Annotated in this window: 13 protein-coding genes; 10 read left to right on the plus strand and 3 right to left on the minus strand. The window is 65.1% G+C overall.

The window, feature by feature from the left end; genetic code table 11:
* The first annotated feature begins 9 nt into the window (after positions 1-9).
* The 4 genes from KGD87_RS29705 (at position 10) to KGD87_RS29720 (ending at position 3,996) form a co-directional block, all read left to right on the plus strand.
* Positions 10-681, plus strand: a complete 672-nt coding sequence (locus KGD87_RS29705; RefSeq protein WP_284664318.1) for a DUF4142 domain-containing protein — start codon at positions 10-12, stop codon at positions 679-681.
* A 67-nt stretch (positions 682-748) separates the two neighbouring features.
* Positions 749-1,702, plus strand: coding sequence for a hypothetical protein (locus KGD87_RS29710; RefSeq protein ID WP_284664319.1), 954 nt, complete (start codon positions 749-751; stop codon positions 1,700-1,702).
* 21 nt (positions 1,703-1,723) lie between these two features.
* The gene (locus KGD87_RS29715; RefSeq protein ID WP_284664320.1) at positions 1,724-2,482 is read left to right on the plus strand and encodes an ATP-binding cassette domain-containing protein; all 759 of its coding nucleotides are present in this window, start codon (positions 1,724-1,726) and stop codon (positions 2,480-2,482) included.
* Positions 2,479-3,996 carry an ABC transporter permease/substrate-binding protein gene (locus KGD87_RS29720; RefSeq protein ID WP_284664321.1) on the plus strand — a complete coding sequence of 506 codons (1,518 nt, stop codon included), beginning with the start codon at positions 2,479-2,481 and terminating at the stop codon, positions 3,994-3,996. The genes KGD87_RS29715 and KGD87_RS29720 overlap by 4 nt, the downstream gene beginning before the upstream one ends.
* A gap of 207 nt (positions 3,997-4,203) precedes the next feature.
* On the opposite strand, the gene KGD87_RS29725 is transcribed toward KGD87_RS29720, so the two are convergent.
* Positions 4,204-4,554 carry an SMI1/KNR4 family protein gene (locus tag KGD87_RS29725; protein WP_284664322.1) on the minus strand — a complete coding sequence of 117 codons (351 nt, stop codon included), beginning with the start codon at positions 4,552-4,554 and terminating at the stop codon, positions 4,204-4,206.
* Between the two features lie 461 nt (positions 4,555-5,015).
* Between KGD87_RS29725 and KGD87_RS29730 the strand changes: the two genes are divergently transcribed.
* The 6 genes from KGD87_RS29730 (at position 5,016) to KGD87_RS29755 (ending at position 12,988) form a co-directional block, all read left to right on the plus strand.
* Positions 5,016-6,257 (plus strand): hypothetical protein, encoded by a 1,242-nt coding sequence (locus KGD87_RS29730; protein ID WP_284664323.1) that lies wholly within the window; start codon positions 5,016-5,018, stop codon positions 6,255-6,257.
* 18 nt (positions 6,258-6,275) lie between these two features.
* The gene (locus tag KGD87_RS29735) at positions 6,276-8,120 is read left to right on the plus strand and encodes a Z1 domain-containing protein (RefSeq protein WP_284664324.1); all 1,845 of its coding nucleotides are present in this window, start codon (positions 6,276-6,278) and stop codon (positions 8,118-8,120) included.
* Between the two features lie 595 nt (positions 8,121-8,715).
* Positions 8,716-8,955: a DUF2379 family protein gene (locus KGD87_RS37105; RefSeq protein WP_502887967.1), complete on the plus strand. Its 240-nt coding sequence runs from the start codon at positions 8,716-8,718 to the stop codon at positions 8,953-8,955.
* Between the two features lie 27 nt (positions 8,956-8,982).
* Positions 8,983-9,852 (plus strand): DUF2381 family protein, encoded by an 870-nt coding sequence (locus KGD87_RS29745; protein ID WP_284664325.1) that lies wholly within the window; start codon positions 8,983-8,985, stop codon positions 9,850-9,852.
* Positions 9,849-11,669, plus strand: a complete 1,821-nt coding sequence (locus KGD87_RS29750) for a serine/threonine protein kinase (RefSeq protein ID WP_284664326.1) — start codon at positions 9,849-9,851, stop codon at positions 11,667-11,669. The genes KGD87_RS29745 and KGD87_RS29750 overlap by 4 nt, the downstream gene beginning before the upstream one ends.
* A 164-nt stretch (positions 11,670-11,833) precedes the next feature.
* Positions 11,834-12,988: a serine/threonine protein kinase gene (locus tag KGD87_RS29755; protein ID WP_284664327.1), complete on the plus strand. Its 1,155-nt coding sequence runs from the start codon at positions 11,834-11,836 to the stop codon at positions 12,986-12,988.
* A 165-nt stretch (positions 12,989-13,153) separates the two neighbouring features.
* On the opposite strand, the gene KGD87_RS29760 is transcribed toward KGD87_RS29755, so the two are convergent.
* Both KGD87_RS29760 and KGD87_RS29765 read right to left on the minus strand, forming a co-directional pair.
* Complete coding sequence (locus KGD87_RS29760) at positions 13,154-13,531, minus strand: DUSAM domain-containing protein (RefSeq protein WP_284664328.1); 378 nt, start codon at positions 13,529-13,531, stop codon at positions 13,154-13,156.
* An 86-nt stretch (positions 13,532-13,617) separates the two neighbouring features.
* Positions 13,618-14,589: a COX15/CtaA family protein gene (locus KGD87_RS29765; protein ID WP_284664329.1), complete on the minus strand. Its 972-nt coding sequence runs from the start codon at positions 14,587-14,589 to the stop codon at positions 13,618-13,620.
* Positions 14,590-14,804 lie beyond the last annotated feature (215 nt).

The following is a 14,804-nucleotide window of genomic DNA, read 5'->3' on the forward strand; positions in this document are numbered from 1 at the left end:
GAGGTGGACATGGCTGGAAGGCTTGGCAGAGCAGGCGGCGCGGTGCTCCTGGCGGCCCTGTGGGGCACGGGCCCCCTGGTGGGGCTCACCGCCCGGGCGGAGGCGGCCCAGGCCGGGCAGACGCGTGAGTCCCTGTCGGAGCGGGACCTGCTCCTGGCGCAGCTCGCCCTCTTCGACGCGACGGCCATCGCGGCGGGCAACCTGGCGCTGGAGAAGTCGGCCAACCCGCAGGTGCGGCAGTTCGCGCTGCGGCTGGTGGAGGACCACCGCCGGCACCTCCAGGACTTGAAGGCGTGGGGCGGCTCGTCGTCCATGGATAGGGTGGTGGCGGACCTCACGCAGCCCCGGGTCACGGCGGGGATGGGCGGCTCGGGGAGCAAGGACGGGGGGCTCCTCCCGGGGCCGAGTCTGTCCATGCAGCGCGCGGACGCCCGCCTGGTGCAGGCCGTGGCGTATGCCCAGCAAGACCTGGAGGTGCTCCGCGAGGCGCAGGGCCGGGACTTCGACGAGGCCTTCCTGAAGCGCGTCGTCGATGACCAGGAGGGCGGCCTGCGGCTCGTGAAGCAGGCACGGGCGACGTACAGGAACGACAGGGCCTTCACCCTCATGCTCGACAGGACGGGCAACCTCGCGGACCGTCACCTGCAGCGGGCCCAGGGGCTGAAAGAGTCCTTCGAGTGAACGCGCCGTCCCGTCGACTGGCTCGCCGGGTTGACGTGACGAAGCGGGGACGCCTAACTCCGGCGGCATGAGGACCGCCGCGAGGCTGCTGTGGGTGTATCTGGCTGGAGCCTTGGGCTCGTGCGCCGCGCCCGCGTCTCGGGTGTCGCCCGTGGCCCCCGAGGGGGCGACGCCCGTGGGGCCCTTCCTCCCTGAAGCCCGCGCCTTGTTCGAGGGCTGCACGCTGGTTCCGGACCGAGCCGACTCGCGGCGCTACCGCTGCGACGGCGTGACGGTGTGGCTGACCGAGCGGGAGGGCATGACGCGCGAGCAGGCCCTGCAGGAGGCCCGGGCTCGAATCAGTCAACGGCTGGGGCCCGGTGCCACGGTGGTGGAGGAGGCACTGCCGCTGGCGGGAAGTCCGTGGCCCTCGGTCCGAGTGGAGGCGTGCGAGGCGGAGGCCTGTCGCGCCGCCGGGTATGCCTCCGCGGTCGCCGGGGCGCTGGGGCGGGTGCGGCAGCTCGGGTGCGTCGTCCGCGCGCCCGTGAGGCCCCTGCTGGCGCGCTGCCTGGAGCTGCTCGAGTCCCTCGCCTCGAATGGCAGCCCTGAAGGTGAGACGCTGGGACGCGAGGCGCTGCTCGTCCCGCCGCGCCTGCCGTGGCGGGCCCTGGCCGTGCCGGACGGTTGTCAGCTCGCCGCGTCCACGGCGCGCGCGGGGCGCATCCGCTGCGAAAGGGCGGCGCTGTCGTGGAGCCTCCATGAGCCGGCCCAGGCCCAGGTGACGGAGCGCTGGCGCTCGCGGAGCGTGGCGGAGTTGGTGGATTCGCTGCCGGGCGCGGGGCCCGTGGAGGAGGTGCCCTGCCGGCTGGAGAACCTGGACACGCGCTGCGCGCGCTTCACGGTACCCTCTCCCGAGGGGCCGCTGCGCGTGTGGGCCGCGGCCGTGACGTGGGAGGACCGGGCGCTCTTCGCCGCGTGCAGCCACCTGGCCTCCGAGCCGCCGTATCCCGCCGTCTGCAACGGCGCGTTCAGCCTGCCTTGATGCCGCGAAGGACGACACCTCGTGTACGAGCTCCAGGACGTCTCCAAATGCTACGGGGCCCTGCAGGCCTTGCATCCGCTCAGCTTGAGCCTGCCGACAGGGCGCACCACGGTGCTGCTGGGGCCCAGCGGATGTGGCAAGTCCACGCTGCTGCGGCTGCTCAACGGGCTGCTGCCGTGCGACACCGGGCGCGTCCTCTTCGATGGCGAGCCGCTGCCCGTGGGTGGCGACGCGCTGCTCGCGGTGCGCCATCGCGTGGGGTACGCGCTCCAGGGGGGCGGCCTCTTTCCGCACCTCACGGGCGAGGAGAACGTCACCCTCATGGCGAGCCACCTGCGCTGGCCCGCGGCGAAGACGCGCGCGCGGCTGGAGGCGCTGGTGGAGTTGACGCGCTTTCCCACGGACGCGCTGGCGCGCTACCCCTCGCAGCTCTCCGGTGGTCAGCGTCAGCGGGTGGCGCTGATGCGCGCGTTGATGTTGGACCCGGACGTGTTGCTGCTGGACGAGCCCCTGGGCGCGCTGGACCCCCTGGTCCGTCACGAGTTGCAAGGTGATTTGCGCGGCATCTTCGCCCGGCTGCGCAAGACGGTGGTGCTGGTGACGCATGACCTGGCGGAGGCGGGCTTCCTGGGAGACAGCATCCTGCTCATGCGGGAGGGCCGCGTGGTGCAGCAGGGGCGGCTCGCGGATTTGGAGGCGCGGCCCGCGGACGCGTTCGTCACCCGGTTCATCCAGGCGCAGCGGCCCCTTCCCAGCGGCGGGGCGGGAGGCGAGGCGTGAGGGGCGTGTGGCTCCTGGCGTCGCTGCTCGTGTGCGCGTGTGGCGGGGCGTCCGCGGCTGGGGACGGCGTGCCCGAGGTGCGCGTGGGCTCCAAGAAGTTCACTGAGTCCGTCATCCTGGGAGAAGCGGCGGCGCAGCTCGCGCGGAGCACCGGTGCGCGTGTCACGCATCGGCGGGAGCTGGGCGGCACGGCCGTGCTCTGGGAGGCGCTGCGCCGGGGAGCGCTCGACGTGTATCCCGAGTACACGGGCACGTTGCGCCAGGAGCTGCTGTCCGGGCGCCACCTGCCGGACGACGCGGCGCTGCGTGAGGCCCTGGCCGAGGCGGGGTTGCGGATGAGCGAGCCGCTGGGCTTCAACAACACGTATGCGCTGGGCATGAAGGAAGCGGAGGCCGAGCGGCTGGGCATCCGGCGCATCTCTGATTTGCGTGCCCATCCTTCGCTGCGTCTGGGGTTCAGCAACGAGTTCATGGACCGCGCGGACGGCTGGCCCGCCTTGCGAGACAGCTACGCGTTGCCGCAGCGGGACGTGCGCGGGCTGGACCATGATTTGGCGTACCGGGGGCTGGAGAGCGGGTCGCTCCAGCTCACGGACCTGTACTCCACCGATGCGGAGATTGAAGCCTACGGGTTGCGCGTGCTGGAGGACGACCTGCGCCACTTCCCCGCGTATGACGCGGTGCTGCTGTATCGCGACGACCTGGAGGCGCGGGCGCCCGAGGCCCTGGCCGCGATGCTTCGGCTGGAGGGCCGCGTGTCCGAGGAGGGCATGGTGAAGCTCAACGCGCGGGCCCGGCTGGAGCGCGTGTCGGAGGGGCGTGTGGCGTCGGGCTTCCTGGCCACGGCGCTGGGGGTCAGCTCGGAGGTGCGTGGGGACGGGCTGGCCGCTCGCGTGTGGACGCGGACGCGTGAGCACCTGTTCCTCGTGGGGGTGTCACTGCTGGCGGCGATGGCGCTCGCGGTGCCCTTGGGCGTGCTGGCCGCGCGGCGGCCTCGGCTGGGGCGGGGCGTGCTGGGGTTGACGGGGGTCATCCAGACGGTGCCGTCGCTGGCGCTGCTGGTGGTGATGATTCCGCTGCTGGGGATTGGCTCGCGTCCGGCGATTGCCGCGTTGTTCCTCTACAGCCTGTTGCCCATCGTCCGGAACACGGCGGCGGGGCTGGCGGGAATCCCGCTCGAGGTTCGCGAGTCCGCGGAGGCGCTGGGTCTGCCCGCGCGGGCGCGGCTGTGGCGCATTGAGTTGCCCATGGCGGCGCCGTCCATCCTGGCGGGCATCCAGACGGCCGCGGTCATCAACGTGGGCACCGCCACGTTGGGCGCGCTGGTGGGGGCAGGGGGCTACGGCCAGCCCATTCTCACGGGCATCCGGTTGGATGACGTGCGGCTCATCCTGGAGGGCGCGGTTCCTGCGGCGGCGTTGGCACTGGTCGCCAGCGGCCTGTTCGACGTCGTGGAGCGCGTGGTGGTGCCCCAGGGGCTGCGGCTGGGCATGGCGGCGCGTTCGACGCGGTAGCCTTGCTCGGTGAGCCAGCAGAGTTGGTTGCCGCTCGCGAGGGCAGGTTCAAGAAAGTCGCTGAACGAGTCGGCAATCTTCCGAACTTCACGGGGGTACGTATCGTGATAGGCATCGAATAGCGGGTACGGGCCGCCAGGATGCGCCACGTTCACGAGGACGAAGTCGGAGTCCTGGCAGTCCACGAGTGGGTACAAAGACGCGGCCTCACTCGCTCCCTGGGCACGCTGGCGCAATCTGAGAGTCGATGCTGCAGTCCCCTCCAGCGAGAGGATGCTGTAGCTCGGCGACGCGGGCCCTTAACAGATGAGCGCGATGACCACGCTGCGCACGGGCACCGGTGTGCGCACCGAACACCGGCCGTCGGTCGGTTACGTAGCTCGCGTCAGGAAGCCTCCTAAACAACTCCGCTCCATCGCAGTGCAGGTAGAAGGCGCGCCGGTCATCATCCAGTCGCCAGCCCAGCTGCGCCTCGAAGGTCGCAATCCTCGCTGCTGTCGTAGGGGAATGTGGGAAATGCGCACGCACGATTTTGGTCAGCAGGGACCCGATGGTCATGGTCAATCCATATAGGGCCTGTTGGGTCCCACGGCGCTCCACCCACTACCGCAGCTATAGCAAGTCGGGTAGGCTCCGTTGAAGGTGTCATGCACGAGCGGAGGCACCGGCAGTACGTTGTCTGGCGCCGCCGGGTGCCCTCCGTCATCTGGGACAGCCGGACGCGCAGCTGGGCTTCACCCCAAAGTGCACCGGAGGCACACTGCTGCAGCCGCTGCCGGAGGGCTTCAGGTTGGTCGGCCGTCTGGGCCAGACGTGCCGTCAAGAACCCGATGTTCCTGCTCCCCAGCCAATATGAGGCCCGTGACGTAGCTGCTCAGAGCGCACCGCAGCTTGGTGCGCTGTCGGTGAGTCCAAGTACTCGAAGACTCCGCAGTCGACCTTGCGTAGGCGCCATGCTCCTTCGGCTGGATGTTACCGCGCCCAATTCATCTGTACGAGTAGTGTTAGGGACTGTACAGATGATTGCCGCTGACCCAAAATGGGACCTTATGCGTTCTTCGCCGTTTCCGCGACCGATCCATCCCTTTCCTGCCCGGATGGCGGCATCAATTCCGTGGGATGAACTTCAGTCACCAACTCCCCTTCGTGTCCTAGATCCAATGGCGGGTTCAGGAACTGCTGCGGTGATCGCGCGAATCCTCGGACATGAAGCGATAGGTATGGACATGGATCCGCTTGCCGTTCAGCTGGCTCAAGGATGGTGCACGGCCATCTCGGCTGCGGCTGTCCGAATGAGCGCCGCTAGCATTTTGAAGCAAGTATCCGACAGGTGGAAGAGCCTGCGCGGTGACGAAACCTATCCGCAAGATGCGGATGACGAGACACGAAAGTTTGTCCGCTATTGGTTTGACATCACAAACCGTCGCCAACTTCGCGCATTCGCTGATTCGATCGGACAGATCGATGAGCCGGACATTCAGCGGGTATTGTGGATTGCCTTCTCTCGACTTATTATTACGAAAGAGGCTGGCGTTTCCTGGGCACGCGACCTTGCGCACAGCCGGCCACATAAGGTGTTAAAGGAGCCCGAGCGGCCTCTAAATATCTATCTTCGCGAGATTGAAAAGGTGCTGCAAGCACTCCAGTCGGTCGAGCAATCGGCAAGCGGCAGGCCCCTGAGTGAAGCAAGAATCCGTCGGGGTGATGCCCGTGATCTTGCAGATATACAATCGAGTTCGATCGATGCCATAGTCACGTCGCCGCCGTATCTGAATGCAATTGACTACATCAGGACTAGCAAGTTCACACTCGTTTGGCAGGGGCACCCGCTCAGTTCTCTGCGCAGAACCAGAAGCCAGTTGATAGGAACGGAGGTGCAAGGGCAGGCGCTTGCAGATGCCTACGACGACGTAGCAAAGGCCATGGGCGCTATCGGAACGCTTCCGCAAAGGCAGCAACGGCTATTGTTTCGATACGTAGATGATATGAATCGGGTCTTTCGTGAGTTCTCCCGCGTCTTGGTTCCAGGCGGCAGAGTGATTCTTGTCATTGGGGATTGCGCTGTTCGCGGAGTTCGAATCAGGAATTCTTCTGGATTAGACGCATTGGCAAAGCGCCACGGGTTAACACCCCTAAAGCATAATCGTCGAATTCTGCCTGCAAACCGCAGATATCTGCCGCCGCCCTCGAATGGTCGCACTGATCTTAATGCGAGAATGCGAACGGAAGTTGTTCTGCGTTTTCAGAAGTCCATTCATTAGACCGGAGACGGACACGTCATGGGTGATACATTCGATGTGACGAAGTTCAAGAGCAAGACGGCCAAACAGTCCTCCCAATATGGACGACAGTTGAACCGTCTAAAGAGCGCAGGCAAGGGCACAAAGCAGATTGCCCAGGCTGTCGATAGCGCAGTTGCCAACTTGCAGGCAGGTTCAAGGTCGTTTGTGATTTATGGTGAGCCACAGAGCGGAAAAACCGAGATGATGATTTGCTTGACCGCTCGTCTTGTTGATAGCGGGTACAAGTTCGTGCTGCATTTGCTTAATGACAGTGTCGATTTGTTAGGTCAGAACCTTACGCGATTCAAGTCATCTGGACTGTCGCCAGGGGCTCGGAATTTTTCGGAAATTATTGACCCTGTAGTTAAAATAAAGGGACAAACCCACGTTGTTTTTTGTAAGAAAAATGCTCGAGATTTGCAGAACCTTATTGATAAGGTTGGAAATCTTAGCGGCATTGTCGTTATAGATGATGAGGCTGACTATGCGTCGCCCAACTCCAAGGTCAATAAGGGTGGGCGAACCCCAATCAATGAACTCATTCAGGAACTCCTGGGGACGACCGGTGTGTACATTGGTGTGACGGCGACACCTGCTCGCCTCGATCTTAATAATACATTTAACAATGACAATGAGGCCTGGGTTGATTTTCCGCCACATGGAAAATATACGGGTCAGGATGTTTTCTTTCCGTTGGCCGGGCCGGTGCAATATAGGCGCGAGCTTCTGAGCGATCAGGGCAGCGACCCTAAGCACGCACGAGCCGCGCTTCTCAGGTTTCTCGCGACGGTAGCGCACCTGAATCTGCATGTTCATCCGCATGTAGAAAAGAACTACTCATTTCTTGTTCATACCAGCGGAAAGAAAGCGGACCACAAGTCTGATTGGTCCACAATGTACAAGGCGCTCAATGCGCTTACGGATAAGGATAGTAAGGATTTTGATAAGTATGTTAAGCAGTTGTGGGAGATTGCAAGGGAACTCTATCCGGATTTTGACCCGGACGAGATTGCGGGGTTTGTGGTTGAGAATGTCGGCCGAAATGCCATCGTTGTGTTGAATAGTGAGCGCGACTGGAAAGATAACTCGTCGGCCGCGACAAGTCCGACGAGTCTATTTACAATCATAATTGGAGGCAATATTGTCTCGCGCGGTGTTACTTTGGATAATCTCATCTCGATGTTCTTTACGCGTGATGTGAAGCATAAGATTCAGCAGGACACTTATATTCAGCGCGCAAGGATGTTTGGGAGCCGAGGTGATTATCTTTCGTATTTTGAATTGACTATGCCGAGTGCGTTGTATGTTGATTGGCATAGGTGTTTTGTTTTTCATAGGCTCTCGCTCACTGCCATTAGGAAGAAGCTGGGTTCCCCTGTTTGGATTGGTGATAATCGGATTGCGGTTGCATCGAGTCCCAGTATTGATCGATCGACTGTTGACCTGAACCGAGGCGAGATGTCTTTCCCGCTATTCCCCTATGTGCAGGAACTCTCGACGATTCCGAAACTTTCGATTTCGAACGCTGAGAAAATGAATAAGCTAGTGAAGAGAATTGGTGAGCCTGGATTCCCGCAGTTTCTTCGCGACTTCATTGCGTCGACAACTAATGCTGATGTGGCCGTGGCAGTCCATAGTCCCACTGATATTGCGAACTATAATGATGCTGATACCGTGGAGATATCTCGTAAGAAGGGTTTCTTTGGAAACTCCCAGAAAGATGCGGCGAACTCTACGACTGCCGTACATCATTTGAAGGTGTTCTTTAATTCAAAGACAGGAAAGGCGCGGCTTTTTTATAAATTCGAAGGTTCGATTCAGTTTATAAAGAATACGAAATGATGTCGGAGTATGGCATGTATCATGGCTTGGTGCTGTTTCGATTGGTTGTCGAGCAGCGTCTTGCTGGTGTGTCGTTGAGATCCCTGCCCAGGGGACGCAGGAGTGATTTTTATGTGCTGGATGATCGGGTTGGACTGCTTGTTAAGCACTCCACTGCTCGATTGCGTCCATGGTTGTTTGGATTTGGTGCTGAGTCGGCTTTGCAGTTCTTGGAGGTTGGTTCTGGTTTGGAGACGACATTTGTTGTATTGGTTTGTAGGCTTGATGGCTTGGTGACGCTCACGCTTGATGAGGCTAGTCGATTGACGGTTGACGCAACTTCTGCCCATCCTTGGATTCGCGTTGATCGAAGGCGGCGTGAGCAGTATTGTATCTCTGGAAATGCAGGGCCCCTGCCGTACAAGCGCGCTAGCGGCCTTGAGCCTCTCGTGAGTTGCATTGAGCGGCTACGCAAGTCGGACGGCGTGCCTGCGCGTAGAAAGTAAGCGTCTGGCTGGTGACGTGGCGTGAGAGGTTGCATGCGGACGGGGGCCGTGTTCGGCGAGCGACGCGACGAGTGGGCTATTCAGCGGCTGAGCTGGAGGCGTGAGTCGGTATGCGTCCGGCCAACCAGTTGATGCGTGACGTGCTGGCTATCGAAGTCGTGTCGTACTACCGCGAACTGGCACAGGGCCAACTGGACGATATGAACGACGAGCCGTATGCGAGCGGGGCGACGTCGTCGCCCCGGCGCCTTGAAGCGCTGGCGTGCCACCACGTTCCCCCTGTTCACAGGCTCTTCCAGTGCTGTCGTCCTTGGGAAATCAAGCGGCTGCGCGGGCGCTCCCGATGCTAGGTTGACCATTCTGGAGGTCACCTACCCGTGTTCCAACCGTTCAGATTGGCTCTGACCTGCGCGCTCCTGTGGCGAGCCGCGGCGGTGGCCGAGCCGATGCCAGAAGCGCGCACCCGGCGCGAGCGGACCGTGACAGTCGCTGGCAGCACCGACGAACCGCTCCCCATCGTCCGGGTCGCCCGGGACACACCCACGCTGTTGCTCTTCTCGTCGCCCATCCAGAAGCGGATGCTCACCTTCGACGAGGCGCGGATCCGCGTCGTGGACGCGGGCGAGCGCTCCATCATCGTCCAGCCCGTGACCGACCTGGCGGAGGGCGAACGTCAGCAGGTGGGCGTGTTCTTCGCCGACGGCACGGCGCCAGCGCGGGCGACCTTCGTGCTCGTGAATGACTCCGCCGAAGTGGACACGCGAATCGACGTGCAGCGCTCCGAGCCACCCGTCGCCCCCTGTCCGGCGGGCGCTCAGGACGTGGCACCGAAGCCCGAGGACTTCCTGCTGCGGGGCTACATGGGGGAGGGCGGCGTCACGGCCGCTGCTACCCCAGAGAAGGACGATGGTGCCCAGGGCCTGCGCGCCTATCGGGGCGTGTCCTACAGGGGCAAGGGGTGGATCCTGGTGGATGTGCCACTCCAGAATCGTGCGCAGCGGCCCGTCTGGACTCCGCGCGAAGCGGCGTTCACGGGGCGCGCCGGCATGCCCCTGCGAGCGCGGCTCGCGCTGGTGGGGACGGGGGCGATTCCGCCTAGCGGCACGGAGCGTGTCATCGCGGTCGCGGAGTTGCCCGAAAATGACGCGAATCAGGTCCTCACGCTGGAGGTGCGTGGGACGGACGGACGCCGCATCGTGATTCCGGACGTGCGGTTCCAGCGTCCCATCGCCGGAGGGACGCCATGACCCCGGTGCCGCTCAAGCTGGACCCAGGCGCGTGCATTGACGGGTGGCAGGTGGTCAGGGAGCTGGGCGAAGGGGGCTTCGCGCGCGTCTTCCTGGGGGAGAAGCAGGGCCGGCGGAGCGCCATCAAGGTGGCGCGTCACCGGGAGGCCAGCGGCGACATCCGGCAGACCCATGCGCGGACGATGCGTGAGCTGACGGCGCTCCTGCTGTTGGAGCACCCCAACATCGTCAGGGTGCAGGGGCATGGTTTCACGGAGAGCGGCAATGTCTACCTCGCGCTGGACTACGTGGAGGGCTGGACGCTCGCGGAGTGGGCGGAGCGCAAGCACCCGACCGTGCGCGAGCTCCTGGCCGTCTTCGAGAAGCTCGCCGCCGCGCTCTCATACATGCACGGCCGGGGCATCCTTCATCGCGACTTGAAGCTGTCCAATGTCCTGGTCCGGAAGCGTGACGGCGAACCCATCCTCATTGACTTCAGTTGCGCGGTCCACGCGCTGGCGGAGCGCCTGACGAATGACGGCTTGCCGCCGGGAACAGACAGCTACCGCGCGCCCGAGCAGTTCCAGTTCCTGCGCGAGCACAGGGACGAGCACCGGGCCCGTTATGCCTTCCAGGTAGCTGATGAGCTCTTCGCGGTGGGCGTCATGCTGCATGAGCTGCTGACCGAGCCGCGCCCCACGGCCTTCCACCCGCGCTTGGACCTGAACTATCCGCAGGTGGAGCCCCTACCGGCCCGGGAGGTGAACGGTCGCGTCCCGGAGCAGTTGAGCGACCTCGTTGAGAGCCTGCTGTCGCGGACCCCGGGGATGCGCCCCGTCGACACCGAGGCGCTGCGCCGCGAGCTCGCGGAGCTCCAGGCCGACCCCGTCGCCAGGTATGACGTGCCGGTGCATCCTCCCTCGGAGCAGCGGCGGTCCGCGCTGGAGGCCCATGGCGCCTTGTCCGCGTTGCCGCATCCCCCGGCGTCCGGCGAGCGGCATGGCGCCCAGGCAGCCACTCCGCGCCGGGCTGGAAGGTGGCTCGCGGCGGGCGCTGGCGTCGCCGCCCTGGCCCTGGCCGCGACGCTCTGGGGGGCGGTGCCCACGCGTCCCGTCGAACCTCGCGCCAGTGTGATGAGCGCTCCACCTGGGGCTGCCCATTCGGCGCCGCTCGCGGTGTCCGCCCCTGCTATGTCACCCCCTGGCTCTGGCCCCTCGCCCGTGGCAGTCCCGGGCCCGGCGAGCGCCGCCGTCCAGAAGGAAGGTTCAACCGTGAAGACCCCGTCGCCTGAAGTCACGACTCAAGGACGCCCGCCGCGCGCGCTCAAGAAGAAGGCTGCCATTGCCGTGGAGTGCGCGTCTCTTTCGCTCGCAGCGGCCCTGTCGGCGGGCTGCCCGGGAGCCCAGGTCCGCCCCGAGCCGTTCACCTGTCCGGAGGCTTCGCTGGAAGCCATGAGCGAACACCTCCGTTGGAGTATCCCCGAGCGTTTTGTCCTCAACCTGGACGCCCGGTACGAGTCTGACGAAGAGGTCTGGTTCACCACGGGCGCTGAAGTGGTGGGCATCGTTCCCAAGGGCGTACAAATCCGGCGGCAGGTGGAATACACGCCGCATGGGACCCGCTTCTACGGGAAGGCCTACTACCTGTCCGAAAAACTGGGGCGCGACCCCTCGCTGCCGACGCCAGCGCTCGTCATTCGATATGATCGCGTGAAGCTGCCAGGACAGGACGAGCAGCCGGTCTGTTTCGTGGTGGAGCAATCGGTCCTCGAGGTCAAGGATGGCCGCGTGAAGGCAAGGAACGCGCAGGCCGGAGTGACTGTGTTCCGCTGGCCCTGAGCGCGTCGCGGATGACGTGGCGGGTAGGTGTCCGATTTCGCCGGGTCCGGCGCGCATGGTGACACTACCTCTGAGGGTCGTTCAATTCTGGCCAATCTCATGGGTAAGCTCCTCCCTTCGGTGCGCTGGCCCTCCCGGCCGCGCGAATGGAAGCAGGAGCGCGCATGTCGGCAATCGAGTTCAGGGTTCCACGCGGGGCGATTCTCTTCACGGCGGGCGGCTTCCAGTACGAGTTCCGCGCGGACCTGGGGGAAGCGCATCACGGGCTGAGCCTCTTCCTGGCGCGGCGCCGCACGCTCGAGGGGCACCTGCGTGGGAAGGTGCTGCTCAAGGCGGTGGGCATGCCGCTGGATGAGGAGTTGTCGCGCCTCAAGCGCGCGCGGGCGAAGCTGGAGGAGCAGGTGCGCCTGGCGACCTTCCTCGACCACCCGGGGATTCTGCGTGTCCACGGGCTGCACAAGGTGGAGGGCTGCTGGTACGTCATCACCGAGCACCCGTCCGGCCACTGCGTGGGAGACCTGTTGACGCTCGCCGGGGCGGGCAGGCGCCGGTTCTCGCCGCTGTTCGCGATGTACGTGGGCGCGAAGGTGGCCGAGGCCCTGGCGCATGCCCACGAGGCGAGGGACGACGAGGGCCGTGCCCTCCATATCGTTCACCGGGCCATCGACATGGCGCACGTCTTCGTGAGTTGGAAGGGCGCGGTGCGAATCGCCGACTTCGGCCTCGCGCTTTCGAGCCTGCCGGGGCGCGTCGCGTCCACGGTGCGCCGTCCCCTGGGGGATGCGTTCTATTCCTCGCCGGAGATGCTCCTCTCTGGCCGCGTGGACGCGCGCTCGGACCTGTTCGCGCTCGGCGTCGTCATGCTCGAGCTGGCGACGGGGAAGAACCTGCTTGATGCCCCGGACTCCCTCACGGAGGACGTGAAGGGCGCGCTGTCGGTCCGGCAGCGCGTGCGCGTCCGCCGGGCCATCCGGAGGGCTCGGCTGGCGAAGAGCCTGCCCACGGTGGAGGACGCCATCTGGCGCGCGGCGACCTACACGCGCGTGGACCTGGAGGCATTGACGGAGGGGCTTCCTCAGGGGCTGCGCGTGACGTTGTGCCGGCTCCTTCAGCCGTCACCCGCCGCCCGCTATCAAAGCGCGCGCGAGCTGGCCGCCGACCTGTGCCGCTGGCTGGGGGAGGGCGGGCTCTATGGCACTGCGGAAGCGGAAGCCGAGCTGTGCTCCGTCGCGAAGCAGGCGGGTGAGGCGTTCATCGAGCTGGGTATCCGGCGTCCGCGTGGCGCCGCTGATATCCAGGAGGACTTCAGCACGAATTAGGGGCCCACGAAATCGGCACGAACGCCCCGTGTCGGCCAGCGCGTGCGGTGTCACCGCAGGCGAGGCTTCCGCGTACATCCCGACGATGTGTGGGACGGAACCAATGGCAACTCAGGACGACTCCCCGCCAAAGCAGGGCAGTTGGCATCAAGTCAGAGAACTGAATTACGGACCCTCTGCCATGTCTTCGAGCTGGCCTTCCGCGATTTCGCGATAGAGCGGCACCGCTTCGACGGCGAGCACCCCCCGCATTTCCTGGCGGGCGCTGTCGAAGTCTCCTGCCTTCCGGTGGCGCCTGGCGCGATGAAGCGCGTCGACAATGCGGTCGGAGCCTTCCTTGATGCGGCGCGCGCATTCCAGCAGAAGGGCTTCCGCCTCTTCGGCCGTGCCAAGGGCTGCTGCCGCGTCAGCTTCGCCGATGCCTACCTCCGACCCGGTGCGTTCCAGCAGGTCCCTCACGTCCGCCGTGAGCGTCAGGCGTTCACCGTCCCGCACGCGCCGCGCCAGGGCTCGGACTGGCTCCCATTCAAGTTCATCCGCCATGCCTTGTTATCTCTTGCCCCGGCGGGGGCGATATCTGGCCGTGCCTGTTGCGCGGCTGGAGGACCCCAATACAGCGGCGAACGCCGTCAGACCGGCTCGGCGCGCGAAGCGGGCGACGTCTCCGCCACCACCCGGGGCGCATCCGCGGCCAGTCCCCCCGCGCACAGCACCACCACCGCCATCCACACGAAGTCCGCCAGCAGCAGGTGCACGAGCTGCATCCACACCGGCGCCAGCAGCAGCAGATTGGTGACGCCCGCGCCCAGCTGCACCGCGTAGAGCACGGTGATGGCGGACGCCGCGCGCCGCACGTCCTCCGATGGACGCACCCGCGCCACCCACCGTGACGCCAGCATCAGGAACGCGCCAATGCTCACCGCCAGCAGCGGGTGCAGCACCCGCAGCTTGATGAGGATGTGCGCCGTCTCCGAAACATCCTGACGCAGCCCCTCCGCCAGCGTCGTGGACGGGAACAGCGTGTCCCCCAGCGCCGCGATGGCGCCACTCACCCCCAGCACCAGCAGCCCCAGGAGGCTCAGGCCCATCAGCGTGCCCGGCAGCCCCTGGCCCCGCAGGCTCAACGGGGCCCGCCCCCGGGAGAACCAGATGACCAGCGTCTGCGCGCCCACCAGCAGGAAGGTGTTCACCAGGTGCACGCCCATCCACAGGGCCCGGCCCACGGAGGCGTTGTCCGCCACGTACTTCAGCAGGACGATTCCCGCGCCGACGAGCGCCTCCGTCATCATGAAGAACAGGGCCCACGCCGCCGCGCGCCGCGCCGGGTGGCCCTGGGCGTGCCCCTTCCGGGCCCAGACGAAGAGCGCCACCGCCAGAATCATCGCCAGGCCGCTCGTCAGCCGGTGCGTGTATTCGATGAGCGTCTGGACGCTGGGGGCTCGGGGGATGACCTCGCCGTTGCACACCGGCCAGTGGTCTCCGCAGCCAGCACCCGAGCCCGTGGCGCGCACGAAGGCGCCCCACAGAATCACGACCAGCGTGAAGGCGAGCACCCCCAGGCCGAAGGCCTGGAACCGGCGGGACGAGGCAGCGTGGATCATCGCGCTCCCCATTAACCCACTTCCACCGCCGCCGCTGTCCCACACGCCCCGGGGGCGCTCACCCTGGCCATCAGCGAGGCTGCTCGGCTGGCGGGCCGGCTGGACATCCAGTGTATCCGGAATGATTCAGATGGATGCCGGGGTGCATCCATTGGATATGCCCGCCCCCTGTCCGGGCGCGCGGATGATTTCCGTTTGAGTCAATCACCCTCCCG

Source organism: Myxococcus sp. SDU36 (assembly GCF_030168875.1).
In the GTDB taxonomy this organism is placed as follows: Bacteria; Myxococcota; Myxococcia; order Myxococcales; family Myxococcaceae; genus Myxococcus; species Myxococcus vastator.

Coding starts and splice junctions, on each gene's coding strand:
- KGD87_RS29705 (WP_284664318.1), top strand. CDS start 10: ATGGCTGGAAGGCTTGGCAGAGCAGGCGGCGCGGTGCTCCTGGCGGCC.
- KGD87_RS29710 (WP_284664319.1), top strand. CDS start 749: ATGAGGACCGCCGCGAGGCTGCTGTGGGTGTATCTGGCTGGAGCCTTG.
- KGD87_RS29725 (WP_284664322.1), bottom strand. CDS start 4,554: ATGACCATCGGGTCCCTGCTGACCAAAATCGTGCGTGCGCATTTCCCA.
- KGD87_RS29730 (WP_284664323.1), top strand. CDS start 5,016: ATGATTGCCGCTGACCCAAAATGGGACCTTATGCGTTCTTCGCCGTTT.
- KGD87_RS29735 (WP_284664324.1), top strand. CDS start 6,276: ATGGGTGATACATTCGATGTGACGAAGTTCAAGAGCAAGACGGCCAAA.
- KGD87_RS37105 (WP_502887967.1), top strand. CDS start 8,716: ATGCGTCCGGCCAACCAGTTGATGCGTGACGTGCTGGCTATCGAAGTC.
- KGD87_RS29750 (WP_284664326.1), top strand. CDS start 9,849: ATGACCCCGGTGCCGCTCAAGCTGGACCCAGGCGCGTGCATTGACGGG.
- KGD87_RS29755 (WP_284664327.1), top strand. CDS start 11,834: ATGTCGGCAATCGAGTTCAGGGTTCCACGCGGGGCGATTCTCTTCACG.
- KGD87_RS29760 (WP_284664328.1), bottom strand. CDS start 13,531: ATGGCGGATGAACTTGAATGGGAGCCAGTCCGAGCCCTGGCGCGGCGC.
- KGD87_RS29765 (WP_284664329.1), bottom strand. CDS start 14,589: ATGATCCACGCTGCCTCGTCCCGCCGGTTCCAGGCCTTCGGCCTGGGG.